This window comes from Pseudopontixanthobacter vadosimaris, assembly GCF_012979275.1.
GTDB lineage: Bacteria > Pseudomonadota > Alphaproteobacteria > Sphingomonadales > Sphingomonadaceae > Pseudopontixanthobacter > Pseudopontixanthobacter vadosimaris.
The window spans coordinates 178,360-200,698 of record NZ_JABASZ010000032.1 but is presented as its reverse complement, the minus strand read 5'-3'; the positions used below and the strand labels follow the sequence as shown (position 1 = coordinate 200,698).

Genomic DNA, 22,339 nt, shown 5'->3' with positions numbered 1-22,339 from the left:
CCCTATTCCGCCGCCTGGGCGGATGGCTCGCCAAAAGCTTTTTCGAACCGCATGATCCCGTCATCAATGGGGTCGTTCTTCATCGCCACGCGGTCCTTGCGGTAATCCTGGTTGAGCCGCCAGGGCAGCGCGGTCGCGCTTTTCGGCATGATGTGTTTGGAGCGTTGGATATATCCGGACGAGAAATCGAACAGATCGTCCTCTTCCAGCGCATGATCTTCGGGCAGGACCGGGGTTGCGACGTCGGCACCTACCGCCTCCATATGGTCCAGCAGTTTGCAGACATATTCCGAATTGAGATCGGCGCGCAGGGTCCAGCTGGCGTTCAGATAGCCGAACACCACTGCAAGGTTCGGCAGGTTCGAGAACATGCAGCCCTTATAGTAGAAATGCTCTGAAAAGTCGATCGGCTGCCCGTCCTTGCGGATGTCGATCTTGCCCGCGATGGCGAGGCTAAGACCGGTAGCCGTGACAATAATGTCCGCCCGGATCAGCTTGCCGGATTTCGTCAGAATGCCTTCGGGCACAAATCTGTCGATGTGGTCGGTGACAATCTCCGCTCGGTGCGCCTTGATCGCTTCGAAAAGATCGGCATCCGGCACCAGGCAGAGGCGCTGGTCCCAAGGGTCGTAGGGTGGGGTAAAAGTTTCGGCGTCATATCGATCGCCGAGATGTTCCTTGATCTTGCCGGTCAGGAACTCACCGAATTTCTCCGGATTGGTGCGGGCCCGTTTGTAGAAGAAATCCTGCATCGCCACGTTTTTCCAGCGCGTCAGGCGATAGGCCAGATTTTCGGGCAGGATGCGGCGCATGGTATTGGCGAAAGCATCCTTGGCCGGGCGCGTCGCATACCAGGTCGGCGTCCGCTGCAGCATGGTGACCATCTTCGCCTTGCGCGCCATGGAAGGCACGATCGTTACGGCCGTCGCGCCCGATCCGATCACCACGACCCGCTTGTCCTCATACTCCAGATCTTCGGGCCAGAATTGCGGATGAACGATCTGGCCGGCAAAATCCTCGCGCCCTGCGAAGCCGGCATCGAAGGGCTGATCGTAATCGTAATAGCCCGATCCCAGATACAGGAACCGCGCCGTCATTTCCGAACGGCCCTGATCGCCGTCAGTCACGATCTGCCAGTGGGCGGAGTCGCTGTCCCAATCGGCCGAAACGACCGTCGTGCCGAAGCGGATATGCCGCCGGATATCGCGTTCGTCGGCGATCCGGTTGAGATATTGGAGGATGGCTTCGCCGTCGGCGATGCTCTTCTCATGCTTCCAGGGTTCGAAGACGAAGCCGAGCGTATGCATGTCGCTGTCGGAGCGCACGCCGGGATAGCGGAACAGGTCCCAGGTGCCGCCCAGATTGTCCCGCCTCTCCAGCAGGGCGAAGCTGCGGTCGGGACACATCGCCTGCAGATGCGCCGCCATCCCGATGCCCGACAGGCCCGCACCGATGATAGCGACATCGACATCGACCGGAACCGCGCTGGAATGCGCCTTGCTAGCAAATGTAGATTCTGCGGTCTGGTTTTGCGCCATGGGCTCTCTCCATTGTTGACACTGATGTAAGTGGAAGATTGCGCCTTTGCAAATCGATACAGGCGTCAGCTGACAGGTCCGGCAGTTGCGGGCTGGCCTTGTCGTGCCGTGCTGTCTATCGCCGCCGCCATGCGCATATTCAACGGATCTCCCGCTCATCGTCGCCGGCTTGTCTGCCGTCTGTCCATCGCTGCCCTTACGGTTTGGGGGCCGGCTCCGGCGATGGCGCAGGAGGAGGGCTCCGCATCTGACGAAAGCGCTCGGCGTCCCTCGACCCTGCCGGCGGAACAGGTGGACGAGGCTTACGAGATCGTCGTGACGGGGCGGGGTCTGCCCGACACGCCCGCAGCCCCCGCCTATTCGGTGCGCGAACTTTCCCGTGAACAGATCGTGGGTTCGCCATCCGGGCGGCTTGAAGACGTCCTCGCCTCGGTCGCGGGGTTTCAGCAGTTCCGCCGGTCCGACAGCCGCTCGTCCAACCCCAGCGCGCAGGGCGTGACACTGCGTGCGCTTGGCGGCAATGCGACGAGCCGGGCGCTCGTCCTGCTTGACGGCGTTCCTGTTGCCGATCCCTTCTTCGGTTACATCCCCTTCACTGCCCTCGCACCCGAGCGGCTGGGGCAGGTGCGCGTAACTCGCGGAGGCGGGGCAGGGCCGTTCGGCGCGGGCGCGCTTGCCGGCACCATCGAACTGACCAGCGCCGATGCCGCGCTGCTGGGGCCGGTCAGTGCAGCGGCCCTCGTCAACGATCGCGGCGGGACGGAAGCGAGCGTCAATTTCGCGCCGCAACTTGGCCGCGGCTTTGCCGTGATCGGCGGTCGCTATGATCGCGGACCGGGTTTCTTCACCACCCCTGCCGACCAGCGCGAGCCAGCCAGCGTCCGCTCGGAATTCGAAAGCTATTCAGGGCAGATCCGTGCCGTCGCCCCGATCGGTGCGGACATGGAATTGCAGGCACGCGTGCTGGCCTTCGCCGACGACCGCACCTTGCGGTTCGAGGGGGCCGACAGTTCCAGCAGCGGTCAGGATGCAAGCCTGCGGCTGGTGCGGCGCGGCGACTGGCAGTTCGATGCGCTTGCCTATGTACAGGCGCGCAATTTCAGCAATGTCGTCATCAGTTCCACGCGTTTCACCCGCGTTCTGGACCAGCGGAACACTCCGTCCACGGGGCTGGGCGGCAAGATCGAGATACGCCCTCCCGCAGGCCCCGATCACGTTTTGCGAGTCGGCGCGGATTACCGGCGAGCGGAGGGCCAATTGCAGGAGGAAGCCTACAGCGCCTTCAGCGGCAACCTGACGGAGCGTCGCCGCGCCGGCGGCACGAACAGCGATCTGGGGCTGTTTGTCGAAGATGACTGGTCGCTCGGCGCAGTGGTCGTCACCGGCGGCGTCAGGGCGGACCATACAAGCATTTCCGACGGTTTCTTCATCGCTCGCGATGCCCAGGGCGCCGTGGTGACGGAACTCGACGCGCCGGAAAGGTCAGACTGGACGATCACCTGGCGCGGCGGTGCGGCCTGGCAGACGAGTGATGCCTTGCGCCTGCGGGCGGCATATTATCGCGGATTGCGCCTGCCGACGCTGAACGAACTCTATCGTCCCTTCGTGGTCTTCCCCGTGGTTACGCAGGCGAACGCGGCTTTGCGGAACGAAGTTCTGGAAGGGTACGAAGCCGGATTCGATCTGACACCTGCTCCCGGCGTCGAATTCTCTCTGACCGCTTTCGACAACCGGGTGGAAGATGCGATCGCGAACGTCACCCTGACGCCGACCTTGCGGGAAAGGCAGAACCTGCCCGCCATTGCGGCGCGCGGGCTGGAACTCGGCGCGGCGGTGTCGCGAGGTCGATTCGCGCTGGATGCAACCCTGGCGCTGACCGATGCCGAGGTGGAGGGCCGCGGTCCTTCGCTCGAACTCGATGGTAACCGGCCCTCGCAGACGCCTACCTTTGCCGCTGGCGCCACGCTGGCATGGAAGCCGCGGGACGAATGGCTGTTTTCGGCAACGCTGCGTCATGTCGGCGAACAGTTCGAAAGCGATGTGGAGACGGATCGCCTGCCGGCTGCAACGACCATCGGGGCGCTGGCGCAGGTGCCGCTCGGGGGCAATCTGGCGCTGGTGCTGCGGGGCGAGAACCTGACCGGCGAAACCATCGTGACCCGCAATTCGGGCGGCAGCATCGATCTTGGCGCACCGCGCACCGTCTGGGCCGGATTGCGTTTCGGCTATTGAGCCGGCGGCTTGCGGGCCGCCACGTCCAGCGCGGCGAGGATTTCGTCAAGATCGGTGATGGCAAGCGCCAGCGCATCGGCATCGAAGCGGGTCATGCAGCGGGCAATTACCGCATCGCAGCTGCCATAGACGGTCAGCAGCGCAGGGCCGAGCGGATGGGTGCGCTCCACTCCCGCCCGCAGCGCCTGCACGGCCGATCTGGCGCGAACCAGCGCCCGCCCGCGCAGCAGCAGATGGCCATTGCGGTCGGCATAGATGGCCCGCCGCAGGGCCGCAGTAGCCTCGAGGAAGCAGAGTGCGGTGAGGGCATGCCCGCGCGAGCCCTGGATGCAGGCATCCACCGCCACCCGGCGATAGGCTTCGGCGGGGTCGCGACAGGACAGCATGTCAGCCCCTGTCCGCATTCCAGATGGCGATCTGGCCCTGCAGGAACGACAATGTCGATTGCGACTGCGCGACATTGCGGTCGGCCCAGGCGAAATTCTTTACCATCTGGCTGCGCAGGGTGTCCTGCTGAATCGCGATGTCCGTCAACTGTTCGCCGATCTTCTCGCGCTGGGCGGTGTATCGCCTGACCGATCCGCCGATGCTGCCGGGGTTCATGCTGGCACCGGCACTGCGCGCAAGATTGTCGATACTGGCATAGACGCCGTGAAAGCCGGTGGTGAACATCGCCGTGCTTTCGGCGGGGCTGCGCGCCAGCGTGTTCTTCAGGCGCTGCGTATCGAGGCGGAAGGTACCGTCCCGATCGTAAACGAGCCCGAGGTCTCCCAGAGTTCGCGGCGCGCCCGGTGCAGCGTTGGGCATCACGGTGCGACCCGCCAGACCTGCCAGTTCCCGCTTGAGCGTCCGCGCACCGGGGTCGTTACCCAATTCTCCGCCCAGCGGATCGGCGTTCTGCTTCAGCTGTGCGGCAATATCGTTCATCGCCAGCACGAGATCGTTCACCACGCTTTCGATCTGCGGCCCTCGATCGGAAAAGGTAAGAGCGGTCGGGCTGCCCGCATTCGTGCCCTGCAGCACGAGGTTCAGCCCCTGCGGCAAGCCTGTCACATTGTTGCTGGGCGAGGTCATGGCGATACCATCGAGGGTGAAGGCGGCGTCAGCGGCCGCCGCCTTGATCTGGCCGCTGTCCGTGGCCGGGTTCCAGTTCAGATAATCGATGTTCCCGGCACCCGGCGCACCGCTGGCGCTGGCGCCGCTGCCTTCGACGGTGAAGCCGTTCATGGCGCCGTCCTGTCCCTTCAGGACAAGCTGCGCCCCTTCGGCGCCGTTGGCGACATAGGCTGACAGCGATCCCCCGGCCAGATTGACGGCCCGCGCCACATCCTCGAGCGTATCGCTGGCGGAGATGGCGATTTGCAGTACGGGCCGGGCGGCATCCTCGTTGAAACTGCCGCCGTCGACGGTGCCGAAACGGAAGGTCAATGTTCCCTCGCCGACCGGATCCTGAGCCGACCCGAAGGGCGAAAGGGCGAGCATCTGACGGGATGCGAGGCGCGTGACCTCCAGCGAATAGCTCCCCTCAGCCACACCGCCTGGCGATACCGAAGCGGTCGCTACCGCCGCATTGCCAACCGCGATTCGGGGTGCAAGATCGCCGGTCCGGATCCGTTCGCCCAGCGCCGAAGCAAGCTGCGTCAGCGACGATTTCAGCGCTCCGGCGGACGAGATCCGCAGGTCCAACTGCTCTGCCCGCCCTTCCAGCTGGGCGATGCGGGGCGCGAAGCGGGCGGCGGAAAGATCGCCGGCCAGCTTGACCATATCGACCCCGCTGCCACCGCCAAGCGCACCGACGATTGAAGAAGTTGTACTGTTCATGCTGCCGAGAACGGCAGAAATCCGCGTGGTTTAAGGGGTGGGCCGCCTCCTTTGCAACTTTCCTTCCGCATCGAATTGCAAGGTGAGGGGCACATCGATGGCGGGACGCTTCGGCACGTCCCCGCGTTTCAGTGCGAAGACGAAGGCGAGGACGCTGGCGACGGCCGCGTAAAGTTCCTCGCGGATGATCTGGTTTTCGCGCGTGGTGAAAAAGACCGCACGGGCCAATACCGGATAATCGAGAACCGGTACTTGTCTTTCCGCCGCCATGGCGCGCATCGCCTGCGCCTTCTCCGCCCGGCCTTTCGCCAGCACGATCGGTGCACCGGCCAGCGACGGATCGTATTTCAGCGCCACGGCGAAGCGCACGGGATTGGTCAGCACGAAATCCGCTTCCGCCATGGCCGATGCTATCCCGCCGCTGGCCAGTTGCCGCTGACGCTGGCGAATGGCCGCACGCTTTTCCGGCGACCCTTCGCTTTCCTTGTTTTCATCCTTCACCTGCTGCTGCGTCATCTTCAGCCGCCCGGTCCGGCGCACCCACTGGATGGGAAAGTCGATGCAGGCGATCAGCGCCAATCCCACGGCCAGCAGCATGAGCAGCACCGTCAGCGCCTGCCATGCCGCCGCAAGCTGCCCTGTCAGTTCGCCCCGTCCCAGCGCCAGCGTGGAGGCAAGATTATCCCGCGCCCAGAACCAGGCGATGCCGCCCAGAAGCCCCAGCTTGAGCACGCTCTTGCCCAGTTCGATCCAGCCATTGGGGCCGAACATACGCTTCAGGCCCGCAAGGGGGTTCAGGCGCGACGCCTTGGGCGCGATGTTCCGCGGCAGAAATCTCCCGTCGCCGATCGCCAGCTGCGAGGTGACGGTGACGATCATTACCAGCAGTCCCAGCATCAGGACCGACGGCAGCACTCCCATCATCGCGTGAAACAGGACGCGGATCGGGGAGAGATCGTCCAGTGTCGCCCGGTCGAAGACGAGCCCCGCCCGCGCCGCATCTTCCATGCCGTCCATCAAGGCAGGGCCGGCGTAACGGAGCCAGAGCGCGCCCGCCATCATCGCCGCGGCGGTGCCCAGCTCCTTGGACCGCAGGACATCGCCCTTCTTGGTCGCATCCTTGCGGCGCTTCTCGGTGGGGGCGAAGCTCTTCTCGCCACTGTCTTCGCTCATGCCGCGAAAACTCCTTCGATCTGGCCGATGGCCAGCATCGACAGGCTGACGAACTGCTCGGTCAGAAGCGGCATCGCGGCAATCAGGCCGGCGATGCCCGCCAGAACCCCTGCGGGCAGGCCGAGCGAGAACAGGTTGAGCGAAGGGGCGGAGCGGGACAGCACGCCGGTGACCATCTGCACCAGCAGCAGCACCAGCGTGACCGGCAAGGCGATCGCGACCGCCGTCGCCAGCATCTGCCCGGCGAAGCTCGCCACGATCAGGGCGCGGTCGGCCCCGAACCATTCTCCGCCGGGCGGAATTTCCGGCAATGCCCTGCTGACATTGCAGGCGGCGGACGGAACGGAGGTCTATTCCCGGCGCGGCGATCTGGCTGTGGGCCTGAGCGGCGTTCTGGAAAATGGCGACGGCCGCCCGGTCATGGGCATGGTTGGACCCGTCACCATACCGCCAGGGCGCAGCGTCACCATCGGCAAGGACGGCACCGTCTTTGCCGCCGATCCCGCCCAGCCTGATGCACCTGCCGAAGAAGTCGGGCGGGCCCGCGGCGGCGGCGGCACTGTGGCTGACCTTCCACCTGCGAAGGCGGGCGGGACGGGCCATGATCGCGGAACCCGAAGCAGCGCCCGCCAATCCCGATCGCATCGTGATGGAGGATGTCAGCGACCGCACGCTGGTGACTCTCGACCTGGGTTATGCCCTCGTGCACCTTGTCGACGAGGCGCGCGGCGCTCCGCTGGTGTCGCGCCTGACCGGTGTGCGAAAACAATTGTCGCAGAGCTTCGGCTATATCGTTCCGCAATTCCGGGTCAGGGATTCGCTCGATATCGACCCTGCCGCCTATCGCATCGTTCTGGGCGGTGTGCAGATGGGGGGTGCCACCATCCGGGCCGGGCGTATTCTCGCCATCGATGTCGGCGAGGTCCGGCCGGGGCACCTGTTGCAGGGCGAGGCGACTACCGACCCCAGTTTCGGGTGTCCGGCGCTGTGGATCGACGAGGCCGACCGGGATCAGGCCATAGCCGAAGGGTTCCTGACCGTGGATGCGGCAACGGTCATCGCTACCCACCTCAACCGCATATTGTCAGAGCGCCCCGATATGCTGCTGGGAACCGAGGAAGTCAGCGCATTGCTGGACAGCGTGAAGGAGGGTGCACCGGGTCTGGTCGAGGCGATCCACCCCGATCCGCTGTCCAATGCCGCGCTGACCCGGCTGCTTCGGACGCTGCTGGCCGATGGGCTCGCCCTGTCGCATCCCATTCCCGTCCTCACCTCGCTCGCGCTGGCGTTGCAGCAGACGCAGGATTTCGAAAGCATCGTGGATCGTATCCGCGCCGATCTGGGCGGCTGGATCGTGGGACAGGTCTGTTCTCCCGATGCGCGCCTGCCGGTCGTCACGCTGGATTCGCAGCTCGAAGCGTCGATCCTGCAGGGCATGCGCGACCCTGCCACGAACCAGCCGCTGATCGAGCCGGGACTTGCCACGATGATCGGAGAAGAAATGTCGAAAATCTGCCGTGCTCTGGGTGCCGAACGCACTCCTGCGCTGGTGGTGCAGCCACAGGCGCGACGCGCCCTTAATGCATTGTTGCGTCAGCGCGTGTCCGACTGCCTCGTGCTGTCGCTCCCGGAACTCCCGGTTACGCAGGCGATCGAGGTCATCGAAACGATCGGGGCAGCAGACGAGGGGGCCGATCTGCCGGGCCTGCAAGAAGGGGTTCTGGCCGCATGAAGATGGATCAGGCGAGTTTTCGGGCGGTCAGCGCCTATTGCGGCAATGACGCTGCGCAGGACCGCGTCAGGCGCTTCATGCCGATGGTTCGCAGGGCCGCGTGGCATGTGTATGGCGGCGGGCGCGACGGGCTGGATATCGACGACCTGGTCCAGTCGGGGCTGATCGCGCTGACCGAATGCGCGCGTCGCCATGCCGGACCGACCGAAGACGGTTTCGCCGCTTATGCGAAGATTCGTGTGCGCGGCGCCATGATCGATCTCGTACGCCGGAATCTGCCGGATTCGCGCGGCGCCACCCGCCGCCGCAGAATGCGGGAGGATACGGCGCAGCGCCTGCATCTGGAACTGGGCCGTGCGCCGACAGCGGCGGAACTGGCGCAGAACCTCGGAACGGATGTCGCTGCGCCGGATTATCGCGATCAGCCGATCCACCTTGCATCGCTGGACGAGGCATATGACGATGGCGATACCGGTTTCGCCGACGATGCGCCCGATGCCTTCGCCATGCTGTCCGCCGAACAGGACAGCGCGGGTCTGGCTGCTGCCATCGCCCGTCTGCCCGAACGCCAGCGTCTGGTGCTGCAGCTGTATTTCGTGGAGGAGCTGAACCTTTCCGAAATCGCCGCGATCCTGGAGGTCAGCATTCCGCGCGTGCATCAGATCAAGGCTTCGGCGCTGAAAGCGCTGCGGCAGATGCTGGCGGATGCGCGGCCGGATTGAGCGTGGCGGCAGCCCTGCATCCGCGGATGCGTGGAACGGTGTGATTGATCGACCGTTCCTGCCGCCAGGACCACCTTTCATCCGGTCCGTGCCAGTTCCGGTTTGCACAACATCCGAAAGCCTTTCCTCGATGCCGTCATCATCCGTGTCTGCCGCAAGATCGTCTGAAAACGAAGCGGCGGACGAAGCCGGCATGGGCGAAACCGCCGCCATGCTGGTCGAGGCATTGCAGCAATCGGACAGCAAGCGCGTGTTCTTCGCTGCCGGCGACGAACCGCGCGCGCGCAATATCGCCGCGATGTTGCAGGGTATGTGCGGCGACAGCGCCCTTGTCCTGTTCGTTCCATCCAGCGACGCCCTGCCCGGCGACGATGCTCCGGCGTCTCCTGCCAATGTCGGCCAGCGCGTATCCTCGCTTGGCAGATTGCACCATTCGCTGGCGGCAAAAACCGTGCCGCCCATCGTGCTGGTGACCACGGGGGAGGCGCTGGGCCGCCAATATGCCGCCCCCGGTGCCTATGCTGCCAAACCGCCTGCCGTTGCGGCAGAACAGGCGGTGGACCTCGCCGCGCTGGCGCAGGAACTCGAGGAAATCGGCTACATCGCCGATGAACGCGTGGACGAACCGGGCGAAATCGCGCTTCGCGGTCACGTGCTCGACGTCTTCCCCGCCGACGCCCCGCGCCCGGTGCGGATCGAGGAGGCGGAAGGCAGGATCGCCCGCATCCACATCTATGATGCCGGCGACCAGCGCTCCCTCGAAGATTGCGAAAGCTATCAGATCGGCCGCGCCGCCGAACCGCGCATCGGTTCCGAGCCTTCCAGCCTGCTCGATCATCTGCCCGATGCCGTTACCATCATCATGCCCGCCGCCGAGGATCGACGCCGCCGGTTTCTTGCCCTGGCGAAGGATGCCGCAAGCCGGCTGCCCGGAGAACCCGATCCGCAGATTACGACCGATGCAGACTGGCGCAGGTCCCTGAAGGGGCAGGAAACGGCCGATCTGCGGCCATCGGGCGAGACACCGCCGCGCTTCGTCGAGACGAAATCGCCCGACCGGTCATTTGCCCGCTTCGCCCGCAAGGCGATCGCGGCAGACAAGCGGATCGTCCTGTGCGGTTCTGCGCGCGATCTCCGTTTCCTGTCCAGGCGTGCGGCGACACTGCTGGATAAAGAGACGACACCGGTTGCGGACTGGTTTGCGCTGGCCAGGGCAAAGAACGGATCGATCAGCACGATGGAAGTGCCGATCGACCGCGGCTTCGTTCGCGGCGATCTGGCCGTCATCGCCGCCGCCGACCTTCTTGGCAGCCGCGCGGGGCGAAGCGGCGACGAGGTGCAGGTCTCGGCGGCCGAACAGTTCGGCCTTGGCGAGATCAGGGTTGGCGATGTCGTGGTCCACGAGGATCACGGTATCGCCGTTGTTGCGGGGCTCGCGGCCATGCCGGTCACGGCTCTCGATGCGGACGGCGCCGGCGAGTCCGGGGATGGTGATGAATCGCGGTCGGCAGGCGACGCCATTGTCCTGACCTATGCCGGGGACAACACCCGCCTGGTGCCCGTGGCCGAAGCCGATCTCCTCTGGCGTTACGGGGCCGAACAGGATGCGGTGAGCCTCGACCGGCTCGATGGATCGAGCTGGCAGAAAAGGCGTGCGAAGATCGACAGGGCCGTGGCCGAGAGCGCGGCGCAGCTCATCGCACTGGCGGCCGAGCGCGCCGACAGCACGGCACCTGCATTCGAACCCGACGTGGATTCCTATGAACGGTTCGTTGCAGGTTTCCCTTTCACCGAAACACCCGATCAGGCGCGCGCGATCGAAACCGTGCGCGAGGATCTTGCCTCGGGCGCGCCGATGCGGCGCCTGATCGTCGGCGATGTCGGCTATGGCAAGACCGAGGTGGCGCTGAGAGCGGCTGCCATCGCCGCCCTTTCCGGATGGCAGGTCGCCCTCGCTGCGCCCACGACCGTGCTGGCCCGGCAGCATCTGCAGACCTTCCAGGCACGCTTCGCGGATACGGGTATCGAGGTCGCGGGGCTGTCGCGCGTGAACAGCAGCGCGGAACGCAAACGGGTGAAGGAAGGCCTCGCCGACGGGTCCATCCGCATCGCCATCGGCACCGCCGCCGTCGCAGGCAAGGGGGTCGATTACAAGAACCTGGGCCTCGTCATCATCGACGAGGAACAGCGCTTCGGCACGGCGGACAAGAACCGGCTGCAGGATCTCAGTGCCGGCCATTCGCTGTCGCTTTCCGCCACGCCGATACCGCGCACCTTGCAGGGCGCGCTGGTCGGGCTGCAGCAATTGTCGGTTATCGCCACGCCGCCTGCCCGCCGGCAGCCCATCCGCACCGATCTTGGCACATGGGATCCCGACCGGATCAGGGCCGCATTGCTGCGCGAAAAGAGCCGCAGCGGGCAAAGCTTCGTGGTCGTGCCGCGCATTGCGGATATCGATCCGCTGGCGCAGAAGCTGGCCAGGCTCGTGCCCGAACTCGACCTGCTGCGCGCGCATGGCGACATGCCAGCGGAAGAGATCGACAAGGCAATGGTCGATTTCGGGTCCGGGCGCGGCGACATCCTGCTGGCGACGAACATTATCGAAGCGGGGCTGGACGTGCCCCGCGCCAACACCATGATCATCTACCGCGCCGACCGTTTCGGCCTGTCCCAGCTGCACCAGTTGCGCGGACGCGTGGGGCGGGCCAGTCGCCGTGGCCACGTCCTGCTGCTGACCGAAGGGGAGGACCGGATCGCCCCGCGCACATTGAAACGGCTGCGCACGCTGGAGGCGTTCGACAGGCTGGGCGCCGGTTTCCAGATCAGCGCCCGCGACCTCGACATGCGCGGTGCCGGGGACCTGCTGGGTGACGAGCAGGCAGGGCACATGAAGCTGATCGGGGTGGAGCTTTACCAGTTCCTGCTGGAAAGCGCGCTCCGTGTACAGCGCGGGGAGGATGTCGAACGCTGGACGCCGGAGCTCAATCTGGGCGTGGAAGGCCATCTGCCCGCAGACTGGATCCCCGACGAGGAATTGCGGGTTACGCTCTACGCAAGGCTGGCGCGCATTCCGGACACGACAGCGCTCGACGCCTTTGCGGAAGAACTGGTCGATCGGTTCGGCGCCATGCCCGAGCCGGCGGAACGCCTGCTTGCCATTGCGCGCATCCGTGCGACCGCCCGCCGCGCCTCCATTGCCCGTATCGATGCCGGACCCGGTGCCATCGCGCTCACGCCGCGCGACGGTTTCGCAGCCGACATTTCCGGGGCCGATCTGGAGAAAAAGGACGACCGGCTGATCCTGAAGGAACGCATTGCCGATGCGGGCGAGAGGCTGGCCCGGGTCGTCAGCCTGATCGACCTGCTGGCGGACAGCCTGGATGACGAGGAGGACTGATTGCGATCACCAGCGCAGCAGCGGCAGGATGGAGGCATTGTCATCCGTCCAGGCCTGCTCCGCCGCAGGTGGCAGCGCGCTCCAGACCGCGTCGGTCATGCTCTCGCTCCGGTCCAGCGTCCCTGCATCCCGCGCCATCGCGACCCAGACCGATTCCGTCTGTCCGTCGCGGTCATATTCCATGTCGTGACGCAGCCGCGCCTCCCAACCGCTTGCCTGCGCGAGGGCAGCCATCATCGGGGCGAGATCGATATAGCGATTGGAGATGTGGAAAACGGCAATGCCGCCTTCTGCCAGCACCCGCCCATAATTGGCGAAGGCTTCCTCGGTCATCAGATGCAGGGGGATCGCGTCGGAAGAAAAGGCATCGATGACGAGGATGTCGAACCGGCCGGCAGGTTCATCGGCAAGCTGAATGCGCGCATCGCCGATCACGACCCGCGCATCGGGCGCGCATCCCGAGAGGAAGGTAAATGCGCCCTGGCGGGAATATTCGTAAACCTGCGGATCGATTTCGTAGAAGGTCCAGTCCTGACGCGGCTTGCGATAGCAGGCCAAAGTGCCGACGCCGAGGCCGACCACACCGACGTTCGCATCGGCCGCAGCGCCGCGCAGGACCAGCCCCGCGCCTGACGTGGGGCCGTAATAGCTGGTCGGCTCCTGCCGCCGGTCCGGAAGGAGCCACTGGCGCCCGTGCAGGGTGGTCCCATGACTGAGCATTCGGCTGGCGCCGTCTTCCGACAGTTCGACATTGTAGATGCCGAAATAGCTGCGGGTACGATCGCCGAGGATGCTCGTCTGGAGGGTCGCGATGCCGCCGAGCCCCAGCATGAGCAGACCGAATATGGTCGCATAGGCCCAGCGGACGCCGATCACCAGGACACCTGCCGCAATCAGCGCCAGCGTCAGGTCGAGGATGGCCTCGCCGCGCGCCTCCTCGACTGCACCGGCAAGGGCGTAGGACAGCCCGCCTGCGCCGATCACGATTCCTCCGGCAAGTGCAGTACGATGCCTGAAGCCTGTCCAGAACCGCTCCAGCACCGGCAGCAGCGCACGCTGCGGCAGCAGGAGCGCGGCCCCCAGCAGCAGGATGGGGTGTTCATAGACCCAGTCGAAGATGACGGGCGCGAGCAGGCCGGTGAAGATGCCGCCCGTCACGCCGCCCAAGGCGACCATCAGGTAGAAGAAGGTCAGTTCTTCCGTCCCGGGCCGCAATGCGAACAACCGGCCATGCAGCGCGACCGAAAGGATGAACAGCAGCGCGATCATGGCGATGGCGATGACCGGATTGCTCTGCCCGCCCGAAACCATGGCAAGGCCCCCCACCAGCAGGAGCAGTTCCGGCGCGAAGCGGGACAGGATCGCCGACCATTCGCCGCTTTCGGAAAAAGCGACGGAGAAGCTGAGCAGGTAGAAGCCGAGCGGAATGACCCAGAGAAGCGGCATCGCCATCAGATCGGTGGTGAGCAGCGTGGTGGTCGAAAGCATCAGGCCCGACGGCACGGCAGCCAAAGCGACCCAGAGCAAGGCGCGGCGGGCGCGGCGGGGCGGCGTGAGGTCGCAGGCGGCGGATGCGGGTGCTGCGGATTCCCTGCATTCGCCGGTTGCCGGGGGTGATACGGAATTCCTGCGCCGTACCCAGGCGCTGGCCACCACCAGGCCGATCACCAGGACATAGCCGCCGGTCCAGATCCTGCTTTGCGCGCCGAGCGACATCTGCGGCTCCAATAGCAGCGGATAGGCGAGCAGCCCGGCGAAACTGCCGAGGTTCGATGCAGCATACAGCGCGTAGGGATCGCCTGCCGCCGGCGAGGCTGCATACCAGTTCTGCAGCAGGGAAGCCTGCGCGGACAGCAGCAGGAACACCGGCCCGATGGTTAGTGCGAACAGCGCCGGAACCCATAACACTTCCCATCCGGGCGCAGGCGCGGGCAAATCGGCAAGCGCGATGGGCAGCGTGGCGAGGGCCAGCATGAGAAGGCCGAGATGAACGATCGCCTGCCGCTTCAGCGGCAGCCGCGTCATGGCATGGGCATAGGCATAGCCGCCAAGCAGGAGCGCCTGGAACACGACCATGGCGCTGTTCCAGACATTGGGCGCACCGCCCAGCAGGGGCAGCGCCAGCCTCGCCACCAGCGGCTGCACCAGGAACAGCAGGAAGCTGCCTGCCGCGATGGTGGCCACGAACAGGGCGCGGCGCGGCGGTGTCGCGGCGTGCAAGGTCATGCAGCGGCCGTCCGCAGCGATGCTTCAACAGTCTGGCGCGCCGGAAAGATCATGCTGCTCCGGCCTTCAGGATTGCTGCGCCAGACCCTGCCGATCCTCGCCCGATCCAGCGCCCAGCTCGGGACGCAGATACATCGTGCTCGTGGGATAGGCGATGCCGATACCGGCGGCTTCGAGCCGGCTGTAGATGTCGAGCAGCAGATCCTGGCGCACGCTCAGGCTTTCGATGTAATCCGGCAGGTCGATATAGGCGAAGATTTCCACATCGAGCGAGCTGGCGCTGAAATTCGCCAGCTTCGCGCGGGGGTCGTCGGCGATGCGGGCGTCATCTTCCAGCACCTGTTCGATGATACGAATAGCCTCCCGCAATTTTTCGGCGGACAGGGCATATTCCAGCCCGATGACGACATTGAACAGGAATTTGTCCCGCTGCGTGTAGTTCTCGATCTGCAGCGAGGAGAAATCGCCATTGGGGATGGCCACAACCGTGCGTTCGTTCGTGCGGATGCGGGTGGAACGCATGCCGATATCCTCGACGGTGCCCTTTACCTCGCCCACCCGGCAGAAATCGCCCACTTGGATGGGCTTGTCGGCGATGACCATCACGCTGCCGACTAGATTCTCGATGGTCTTCTGCGCGCCGAGGGCAAGGGCGATGCCGCCGATGCCGAGAGCCGCGATGCCGGTCGTCACATCGATGCCCAGCGTGTCGAGGATGGCGACGAAAGCGACCACCAGCAGGATCAGCTTCGCCGCGCGCCTTGCTAGCGTCACCACCGACACGGCCTGCCGGCGTTCGGCACGCTCCATCCGGTGCATCAGCGAATAAGCCACGGCATCGATCAGGCGAAGCGCCAGCCAGGCAAGCGCAATCCACCCGGCAATGCCGATATACCGCAAGATGATCTGCCGCGCGACGAGTGAGGCCGCGATGCTGTTGCCCCAGATCTGGAAGATCACCACCGCCAGCAACAGGCTGAACGGTGGCAGCGCGGCATGGAGGAAACGATAGATCGCGCTGCGCCGCGGCTTTGCCATGCTCTTTTCGAAAGCCCACAGAATGGCGGCGGCGGTCAGGCGAAAGGCGAGGAACAGGCCGACGAAGACTGCCAGCAGGCGCAGCCAGTCCGTCAGCGGGGCACCGGAAATCAGGATCGCTTCATCGTCCGCCGAGACCGCCTGGTCGCTGAGTTCGACTTCCGACAGCGCGGCGGTCGTACTCTCGGCGATCTGCCAGATGCCGTCGTCCTCGCTCAGTCGCAGCAGAATGGGTTCGCCTTCGTCCATCCCGCCCTCTGACGGCACGACATCGCCACTGTCCCCGGCCGGCAGCACGCCGATCCGTTCAAGACCGGGATCGAGGCCATCGTCGAGAAAGCCCGCCGGATCGTTCGACAGTTCCGCGAACAGCTTCAGCTGCCCCCCCTTGTCAAGCGCCACCTGCAACGCCCGTGCCTTGGTGGCGGCGTCGCTCTCGGCATCCGCGGGCATCGCGAAATATTGTCCGGCGCGGGTGTAATCCTGTTCGGCCAGCGCCCGCAGCAGCGCGGTCACGGCGGAGCGCGGCGTCTCGCGTTCGAAGGCATCGGGCGCTGGCGTTGCTTCTGGCGTTTCGCCGCCCGGCAGCGATTGTGCAATCACTGGTCCGGCGCCGAGCGGAAGCATGGCGAGGCAGGTGGCGAACAGGACGAGGCGGATGAGGGACAACATGTGGCCCCTCATTCGAAAGGGCGGCGGCGATTGCAACCCTCTTGTTGCATTCTGCACCCTCGTACCTCCATGGGGGATCGTACCGGGGCATAAAGCGGCGGAACTCGGAACCGCCAGGTCATTCACTGCCCGTCACGGTTGCGCCCGCAAGAAATATGCGCTTGATACGCGGCAACGCGCAATATTGCGGCTTGCGAAGGAGAGAGCGATGGCCAGCCTAGCCGAACCGGAATCCCGGGTTTCCGACGACGACTTCCGCGAGGAGGTTCAGGACTTCCTGGCGAAGAACTTCCCGCCCGAACTGAAGGGAAAGAGCAACGCTTTATCAGCCCTCGAAGGACCAACCGAGGAAAGCCCGGCGGAACGCGCCTGGCGCGAAGCCATGGGCGCGAAGGGCTGGGGCACGCCCACCTGGCCTGCGGAATATGGCGGCGGCGGGCTGACCCGCCGGCAGACGGCCATATTGAACGAGGAAATGGCCAGGGCAGGCGCGCATAATCCCATCGGCGGCATGGGCGTGATGATGTTCGGCCCCACCTTGCTGGAATATGGCAGCGAGGAACAGAAGCAGGAACATATACCGCCGATCTGCCGCGGCGAAATTCGCTGGTGCCAGGGCTATTCCGAACCCAATGCCGGGTCCGACCTCGCCAATCTGCAGACCATGGCCGAGGACAAGGGCGATCACTACCTCGTCAACGGTCAGAAGACCTGGACCAGCGGCGGGCAATGGGCCGACAAATGCTTCTGCCTGGTGCGGACCGACCGCAGCGACAAGCATCGCGGCATCAGCTTTCTGCTGATCGACATGGATGCCGAAGGCGTCGAAGTCCGCCCGATCCGCATGATCAGCGGCGTCAGCCCATTCTGCGAAACCTTCTTCACCGATGTGAAGGTGCCGAAGGAGAATCTGGTTGGCGAGGAAGGGCAGGGCTGGACCATCGGCAAGCGCCTGCTCCAGCACGAACGCACCAATCTTTCGGGCGGAGGCGCGATGGCCCGCCTGATGGGCGCTTCGCTGGCCGATATCGCGAAGAAATATGTCGAAACGACGGATGATGGCGAAATTGCCGACCGCGTGCTGCGCGACAGGATCGCCGATTTCGAAATCCGCTGGAACGCCTTCCTGCTGACCGCGCGCCGCGCTGGCGAGGAATCGAAGGCTTCGGGCGGCGTTTCGGAAATCAGTTCCGTGCTGAAGAAGCTCGGCACGAAACTGGGCCAGGAGCGCGCCGAACTCGCCATCGAGATCATGGGTTTCCAGGGCCTGGGCTGGGAAGGCGAAGGCTTCACCGAAAGCGAATTGCAGGGAACGCGCGGCTGGCTCTTCGGCAAGGCGACGACCATCTACGGCGGATCGACCGAAGTGCAGAACAACATCATAGCGAAGCGTGTCCTCGGCATGCTCGACCACCAGTAAAGGAGCGATCCCAATGGCCGTTCTCAACGACGAACAGATCATGCTGCGCGACATGGCGCGCGAATGGACGCAGAACGAAAGCCCGGTAACCGAATGGCGCAAGGTGCGCTCCGGCGGTGACGAGCGCGCCTTCGATCCCGCTGCCTTTCGGACGATGGCGGAAATGGGGTGGGCAGGAATCATCATTCCCGAAGACCATGGCGGCAGCGACTTCGGGTGGATGTCGGCAGGCCTCGTGGTGGAGGAACTGGGCAAGACTCTGACGGCCAGCCCGATCGTGGCTTCGACGCTGGCCGCCTCGGCCATCATGCTTGCGGGCAGCGACGAGCAGAAGGCGAAATACCTGCCGAAGCTGGCGAGCGGCGAGATCATCGGCACTCTGGCCGTGGACGACACGCCGCGCCACGACGGCAGGACCGGCGGCACCAGCGCATCGGGCGGCAAGCTGAACGGCACCAAGCCGTTCGTCCACGAAGCGCATGGGGCCGACATCTTCATCGCCGCCACCGACGACGGGCTGTATATTGCCGAGAAGGGCGAAGGCGTCAGCCTGTCCACGCGCAAGCTGGCCGACGCCCGCAGCCATGCCGCCGTGACCTTTGCCGATGCACCGGGTGAAAAGCTGGCGGAGGGGCCGGACGATGCGCTGGACCAGCTGCTCGACCGCGCGCGTATCCTGACCGCCTGCGAAATGCTCGGCATGGCGCAGGCGGTGTTCGACACGACGCTGGATTATCTGAAGCAGCGCGTGCAGTTCAACCAGGTGCTGGCGACCTTCCAGGCCCTGCAGCACCGGATGGCCGACCTGTTCGGCGATCTGGCGATGATGCGGTCGGCGGTGGAGGGCGGATTGCAGGCACTGGATGCAGGTTTCGGCATACCGCGCGCCGCCTGCATGGCGAAGGTCACCGCCAACGACACGCTGCACAAGATCAGCCGCGAGGGGCTGCAATTGCATGGCGGCATCGGCATGACCGACGAATATGACATTGGCTTCTACCTGAAGCGGGCAAGGACGCTGGAGGCCGATTGGGGTTCGAGCGCGATGCTGCGAAACCGCTTCGCCGATATCGGCGGATACTGACGGCCGCCATTCACCGCCCCTTGCCCGCGAGTATCGCAGGCGAGGGGCGGTTGTTTCCGGCCATCAATCTTGGAACAGCGCCGGAAGGTCTTTCTTCAGGATCTTGCCATTGGCGTTCCGGGGCAGCGTGGTGGGCGAAAAGACGATACGGACCGGCACCTTGAACTTCGCCAACCGGCCTGCGACCCATGCCTGCAATTCCGCTTCGCTCGCCTGCCTGCCGGGCGCGAGATGCACGACCGCCGCCGGTTCCTCGCCCAGAACCCGGTCGGGCAGGCCGATCAGCGCCGCGTCGGTAACGGCGGGATGGTCGTAAAGAACATTCTCGACTTCGGAGGAATAGATGTTTTCTCCGCCGCGGATGATCATGTCCTTCGCACGGTCGGCAATGTAGCAGAGGCCGTCCTCGTCCAGCCAGGCCAGGTCGCCCGTGCGGACCCAGCCATCGACAAAGGTTTCCGCCGTGGCTTCGGGCCGGTTCCAGTACCCTTTCACCACCTGCGGCCCGCGTGCCCACAATTCGCCGATCTCGCCTGCTGGCAGTTCCGCGCCTGACGCCGGGTCGGTGATCTTCAGATCGCTGACGGCGACGGGCGGGCCGCAGCTTGCCGGACGGTCTCGGTAATCTTCCGCAGAATGGCCGGTCACCGTGGCCATGGTCTCGGTCATGCCCCAGCCATTGCCGGGCTGGGCACCGAAGGTCTCGGAAATCCGCCGCACCAGTTCGGGCGCGGCCGGAGCGCCGCCATAGGCGATGGTTTCCAGCGAGGAGAGGTCGTAATTCTCCCGCTCGGGATGCTCCAGCATCTGCCAGGCGATGGTCGGCACGCCGCCCGTTACGGCAACGCGCTCCCGCTCGATAATGCGGAACGCTTCCACCGGATCCCATCTGTGCATGAAGATCATCGTATTGCCCGCCGCGATATTGCCCATCAGCCCGGCGGAACAGGCGGTGACGTGAAACAGGGGGATGACGGTCAGATTGGTCCTGGGCTGCGGCAAGGGCAGGGGATCGCCGCGCCGCAGCACTGTCATCGCGCCATTATAGGCGGTGGACATGATATTGGTGCAGAGATTGCGATGGGTGCCGAGCGCTCCCTTCGGATTCCCGGTCGTGCCACTGGTGTAGAAGATCGTCGCATCGTCATCGGGCGCGATGTCGGCGGGCGGCAGATCATGTCCGGGCAGATCGCCATAGTCGTTCGGTTGGCCGATGATATCCTCCAGCCGCACGGCCTCGCCTCTCGGCGCATCGGCTGGCAGGCGGGCTGCGATAATGGTCGCCAGATCCGGGCAGTTCTCACGATGCGGGGCGATCCGCTCCAGCCGTTCCGCGTCGCAGATCAGCAGCTTCGCCCCGGAATCCGACAGCCCGTAAGCAAGTTCCGCCCCGGTCCACCAGCCGTTCAGCGGCACGCAGATGGCGCCGATCGTGGTAATGGCGAAGAAGGCGACCGGCCATTCGGGCAGGTTCCGCATCGCCAGCGCGACACGGTCGCCCTTGCCGGTGCCTCGCCGCCGCAAATCCGCAGCCAGCGCTGCCACGGCGCGGGACCATCCGCCGTAGGTAACCCGCTCGTCCTTATGGATAAGGAATTCGCGATCCCCGTGCGCGCGCCCGATCCCGGCCACATGGCGCAGGGTAGGCGGCGCATTTTTCCAGACGCGAGTGGGGATGCCTCCGATCGAAACCGTTTCCATGGCAAAGCGTGCATCGGGCGCGGTGAGGATGGCTTGGCATTCGCCCCGACTGCGGGCAGGCCAGCCAGCGGGCCGCGACCATTCGGCGTTTCGCGCCGGAGCGGTCTGCGCGCCTGCAGGCTCGATGGTCATTGCAGATGTCCTCCCCCGCAGCAGGATGGTCGTGCTTCGGCTGGCGCAGGCATGCAGGTCATCCTCTTTATCGTTTCATCCAGACTAGGGCCGGGCCGCCGCCGGTTGCAAGCTGAAACGGCAGACCTGCCTGACCGTTTGCAAGGTGCCTTTGCGGCAGCTATGCCCTGTCGTGAAGGCCGCAAACGGCAACGATACAGGGGATGCAGATGTTCGATCTGGCGAAGCCGGAAACGCTGGGGTTTTCCGCCGGGAGGCTGGACCGGATCGCGCCGTTCCTGAGGCAGGCCTATCTCGAAAACGGCAAATTGCCGATGGCGCAACTGCTGGTCGCGCGCGATGGGCAGCCGGTGCATTACACGCGTATCGGCACGATGGGCGAAGGACGCGGCGATCTGCGCGACGATGCGCTGTTCCGCATCGCTTCCATGACCAAGCCGGTCACGTCCATCGCCTTCATGCAGCTGGTTGAACAGTGCAAGGTGGCGCTGGAAGACCCGATCGCGAAAGTGCTGCCCGAATTCGCAGGGCTGGGCGTTTACAATGGCGGCGGCGGCGATGTTCCCTTCGCGCCGACGAGGTCTGCCGGGCCGATCACCTTCGCGCATCTGCTGACGCATATGTCGGGTCTGACCTACGGTTTTCAGAACCGCACCAGCGTGGATGCGGCCTACCGCGAAGCCAATCTCGATCTTGCCTCGCGCTCCCTGACTTCGGATGAATATGCGCGCCGCGTGGCCGAAATCCCGCTGGAGTTCGCTCCTGGCACCAGCTGGAACTACTCCATATCCACCGATGTGCTCGGCATTGCCGTCGAACGCCTGTCCGGCATGGCGCTGGGCGATTATTTCGAGCAGCATATTTTTGCGCCGCTCGGCATGGCCGACACCGCATTTCGCGTGGCGGATGGCGCGGCGGAGCGGCTGGTCGATGCCTATGTCTTTCGCCCCGGCAAAACGCCCCGGATGATCGACCGCGGCCCCGACAGCAAGCTGAACGGCACGGCCAGTTTCCACAGCGGCGGCGGCGGGCTGATCGGCACCATCGCCGATTACCACCGATTCGCTTGCATGCTGCTGGGCGAGGGCACGCTCGACGGGGTGCAGATCGTCAGCCCCAAGACAATGGCGCTGATGACCGCGAACCATCTGCCCGGCGGCAAGGATCTGACGCAAATGTCGCAGAGCCTGTTTTCCGAAGCGAACAACGCCGGGACAGGCTTTGGCCTGGGCTTCGCCATGGTAATCGACCCCGCCCGCACGCTGATCCCCTCCAGCATGGGCGAATTCTACTGGGGCGGCGCATATTCCACCGCCTTCTTCGTCGATCCGCTGGAAAAGATTACCATGGTCTTCATGACGCAGGTGTACCCATCCAGCACCTATCCCATCCGCCGCCAGCTGAAGACGCTGATCTATTCCGCCCTCACCCGCAGCAACGCCTGAAGGAGC

At 65.0% G+C, this 22,339-nt stretch carries 15 protein-coding genes and 1 pseudogene; 8 read left to right on the top strand and 8 right to left on the bottom strand.

The annotated features are described in order from the left end of the window. Nucleotides 1–2 precede the first annotated feature (2 nt). The gene (locus HG250_RS07715) at nucleotides 3–1,538 is read right to left on the bottom strand and encodes a flavin-containing monooxygenase (RefSeq protein WP_170004339.1); all 1,536 of its coding nucleotides are present in this window, start codon (nucleotides 1,536–1,538) and stop codon (nucleotides 3–5) included. A 222-nt stretch (nucleotides 1,539–1,760) separates the two neighbouring features. Between HG250_RS07715 and HG250_RS07710 the strand changes: the two genes are divergently transcribed. Next, nucleotides 1,761–3,770 (top strand): TonB-dependent receptor plug domain-containing protein, encoded by a 2,010-nt coding sequence (locus HG250_RS07710; RefSeq protein ID WP_170004432.1) that lies wholly within the window; start codon nucleotides 1,761–1,763, stop codon nucleotides 3,768–3,770. On the opposite strand, the gene fliS is transcribed toward HG250_RS07710, so the two are convergent. The 4 genes from fliS to HG250_RS07690 are packed head-to-tail and all read right to left on the bottom strand — an operon-like array spanning nucleotide 3,764 to nucleotide 7,075. Further along, a complete protein-coding gene (fliS, locus tag HG250_RS07705) occupies nucleotides 3,764–4,156 on the bottom strand; it encodes a flagellar export chaperone FliS (RefSeq protein ID WP_170004337.1) in 393 nt (130 codons plus the stop codon). The genes HG250_RS07710 and fliS overlap by 7 nt on opposite strands. 1 nt (nucleotide 4,157) lies before the next feature. After that, nucleotides 4,158–5,591 (bottom strand): flagellar filament capping protein FliD, encoded by a 1,434-nt coding sequence (gene fliD / locus HG250_RS07700; RefSeq protein ID WP_170004335.1) that lies wholly within the window; start codon nucleotides 5,589–5,591, stop codon nucleotides 4,158–4,160. Between the two features lie 30 nt (nucleotides 5,592–5,621). Then, the gene (locus HG250_RS07695) at nucleotides 5,622–6,764 is read right to left on the bottom strand and encodes an EscU/YscU/HrcU family type III secretion system export apparatus switch protein (RefSeq protein WP_170004333.1); all 1,143 of its coding nucleotides are present in this window, start codon (nucleotides 6,762–6,764) and stop codon (nucleotides 5,622–5,624) included. Further along, nucleotides 6,761–7,075, bottom strand: coding sequence for a flagellar biosynthetic protein FliR (locus tag HG250_RS07690; protein WP_170004331.1), 315 nt, complete (start codon nucleotides 7,073–7,075; stop codon nucleotides 6,761–6,763). Before HG250_RS07690 ends, HG250_RS07695 begins: the two co-directional genes overlap by 4 nt. Between HG250_RS07690 and HG250_RS13130 the strand changes: the two are divergent. From HG250_RS13130 to HG250_RS07675, 4 genes and pseudogenes are all read left to right on the top strand, one after another. Next, nucleotides 6,963–7,199 (top strand): annotated as a pseudogene (locus tag HG250_RS13130) (flagellar biosynthesis protein FlgF); the annotation flags it as partial. The gene HG250_RS07690 and the pseudogene HG250_RS13130 overlap by 113 nt on opposite strands. 55 nt (nucleotides 7,200–7,254) lie before the next feature. Beyond that, nucleotides 7,255–8,496 carry an FHIPEP family type III secretion protein gene (locus tag HG250_RS07685; protein ID WP_240956987.1) on the top strand — a complete coding sequence of 414 codons (1,242 nt, stop codon included), beginning with the start codon at nucleotides 7,255–7,257 and terminating at the stop codon, nucleotides 8,494–8,496. After that, a complete protein-coding gene (locus HG250_RS07680; protein WP_170004327.1) occupies nucleotides 8,493–9,218 on the top strand; it encodes a sigma-70 family RNA polymerase sigma factor in 726 nt (241 codons plus the stop codon). The genes HG250_RS07685 and HG250_RS07680 overlap by 4 nt, the downstream gene beginning before the upstream one ends. 130 nt (nucleotides 9,219–9,348) lie before the next feature. Beyond that, entirely contained in the window at nucleotides 9,349–12,615 is a 3,267-nt protein-coding gene (locus HG250_RS07675) for a helicase-related protein (RefSeq protein WP_240956986.1), read from the top strand. A 6-nt stretch (nucleotides 12,616–12,621) separates the two neighbouring features. On the opposite strand, the gene HG250_RS07670 is transcribed toward HG250_RS07675, so the two are convergent. Together HG250_RS07670 and HG250_RS07665 are read right to left on the bottom strand one after the other, a co-directional pair. Further along, a complete protein-coding gene (locus tag HG250_RS07670; protein WP_170004325.1) occupies nucleotides 12,622–14,841 on the bottom strand; it encodes a fused MFS/spermidine synthase in 2,220 nt (739 codons plus the stop codon). Between the two features lie 66 nt (nucleotides 14,842–14,907). Continuing rightward, nucleotides 14,908–16,551: a mechanosensitive ion channel family protein gene (locus tag HG250_RS07665; RefSeq protein WP_170004323.1), complete on the bottom strand. Its 1,644-nt coding sequence runs from the start codon at nucleotides 16,549–16,551 to the stop codon at nucleotides 14,908–14,910. A 208-nt stretch (nucleotides 16,552–16,759) separates the two neighbouring features. Between HG250_RS07665 and HG250_RS07660 the strand changes: the two genes are divergently transcribed. Further along, nucleotides 16,760–17,971 (top strand): acyl-CoA dehydrogenase family protein, encoded by a 1,212-nt coding sequence (locus tag HG250_RS07660; RefSeq protein WP_170004321.1) that lies wholly within the window; start codon nucleotides 16,760–16,762, stop codon nucleotides 17,969–17,971. Between the two features lie 13 nt (nucleotides 17,972–17,984). Further along, a complete protein-coding gene (locus tag HG250_RS07655; protein WP_170004319.1) occupies nucleotides 17,985–19,055 on the top strand; it encodes an acyl-CoA dehydrogenase family protein in 1,071 nt (356 codons plus the stop codon). A gap of 63 nt (nucleotides 19,056–19,118) precedes the next feature. On the opposite strand, the gene HG250_RS07650 is transcribed toward HG250_RS07655, so the two are convergent. Then, entirely contained in the window at nucleotides 19,119–20,888 is a 1,770-nt protein-coding gene (locus HG250_RS07650) for a class I adenylate-forming enzyme family protein (RefSeq protein WP_170004317.1), read from the bottom strand. A gap of 203 nt (nucleotides 20,889–21,091) precedes the next feature. Here HG250_RS07650 and HG250_RS07645 point away from each other — a divergent pair, with 203 nt between their 5' ends. Continuing rightward, nucleotides 21,092–22,333 (top strand): serine hydrolase domain-containing protein, encoded by a 1,242-nt coding sequence (locus tag HG250_RS07645; RefSeq protein ID WP_170004315.1) that lies wholly within the window; start codon nucleotides 21,092–21,094, stop codon nucleotides 22,331–22,333. Nucleotides 22,334–22,339 lie beyond the last annotated feature (6 nt).

Bases quoted from the DNA above. Each gene is read 5' to 3' on its own strand.
- HG250_RS07715 (WP_170004339.1), bottom strand. From the start codon at position 1,538: ATGGCGCAAAACCAGACCGCAGAATCTACATTTGCTAGCAAGGCGCAT.
- HG250_RS07710 (WP_170004432.1), top strand. From the start codon at position 1,761: ATGGCGCAGGAGGAGGGCTCCGCATCTGACGAAAGCGCTCGGCGTCCC.
- fliS (WP_170004337.1), bottom strand. From the start codon at position 4,156: ATGCTGTCCTGTCGCGACCCCGCCGAAGCCTATCGCCGGGTGGCGGTG.
- fliD (WP_170004335.1), bottom strand. From the start codon at position 5,591: ATGAACAGTACAACTTCTTCAATCGTCGGTGCGCTTGGCGGTGGCAGC.
- HG250_RS07695 (WP_170004333.1), bottom strand. From the start codon at position 6,764: ATGAGCGAAGACAGTGGCGAGAAGAGCTTCGCCCCCACCGAGAAGCGC.
- HG250_RS07680 (WP_170004327.1), top strand. From the start codon at position 8,493: ATGAAGATGGATCAGGCGAGTTTTCGGGCGGTCAGCGCCTATTGCGGC.
- HG250_RS07675 (WP_240956986.1), top strand. From the start codon at position 9,349: ATGCCGTCATCATCCGTGTCTGCCGCAAGATCGTCTGAAAACGAAGCG.
- HG250_RS07670 (WP_170004325.1), bottom strand. From the start codon at position 14,841: ATGACCTTGCACGCCGCGACACCGCCGCGCCGCGCCCTGTTCGTGGCC.
- HG250_RS07665 (WP_170004323.1), bottom strand. From the start codon at position 16,551: ATGTTGTCCCTCATCCGCCTCGTCCTGTTCGCCACCTGCCTCGCCATG.
- HG250_RS07660 (WP_170004321.1), top strand. From the start codon at position 16,760: ATGGCCAGCCTAGCCGAACCGGAATCCCGGGTTTCCGACGACGACTTC.
- HG250_RS07655 (WP_170004319.1), top strand. From the start codon at position 17,985: ATGGCCGTTCTCAACGACGAACAGATCATGCTGCGCGACATGGCGCGC.
- HG250_RS07650 (WP_170004317.1), bottom strand. From the start codon at position 20,888: ATGACCATCGAGCCTGCAGGCGCGCAGACCGCTCCGGCGCGAAACGCC.
- HG250_RS07645 (WP_170004315.1), top strand. From the start codon at position 21,092: ATGCAGATGTTCGATCTGGCGAAGCCGGAAACGCTGGGGTTTTCCGCC.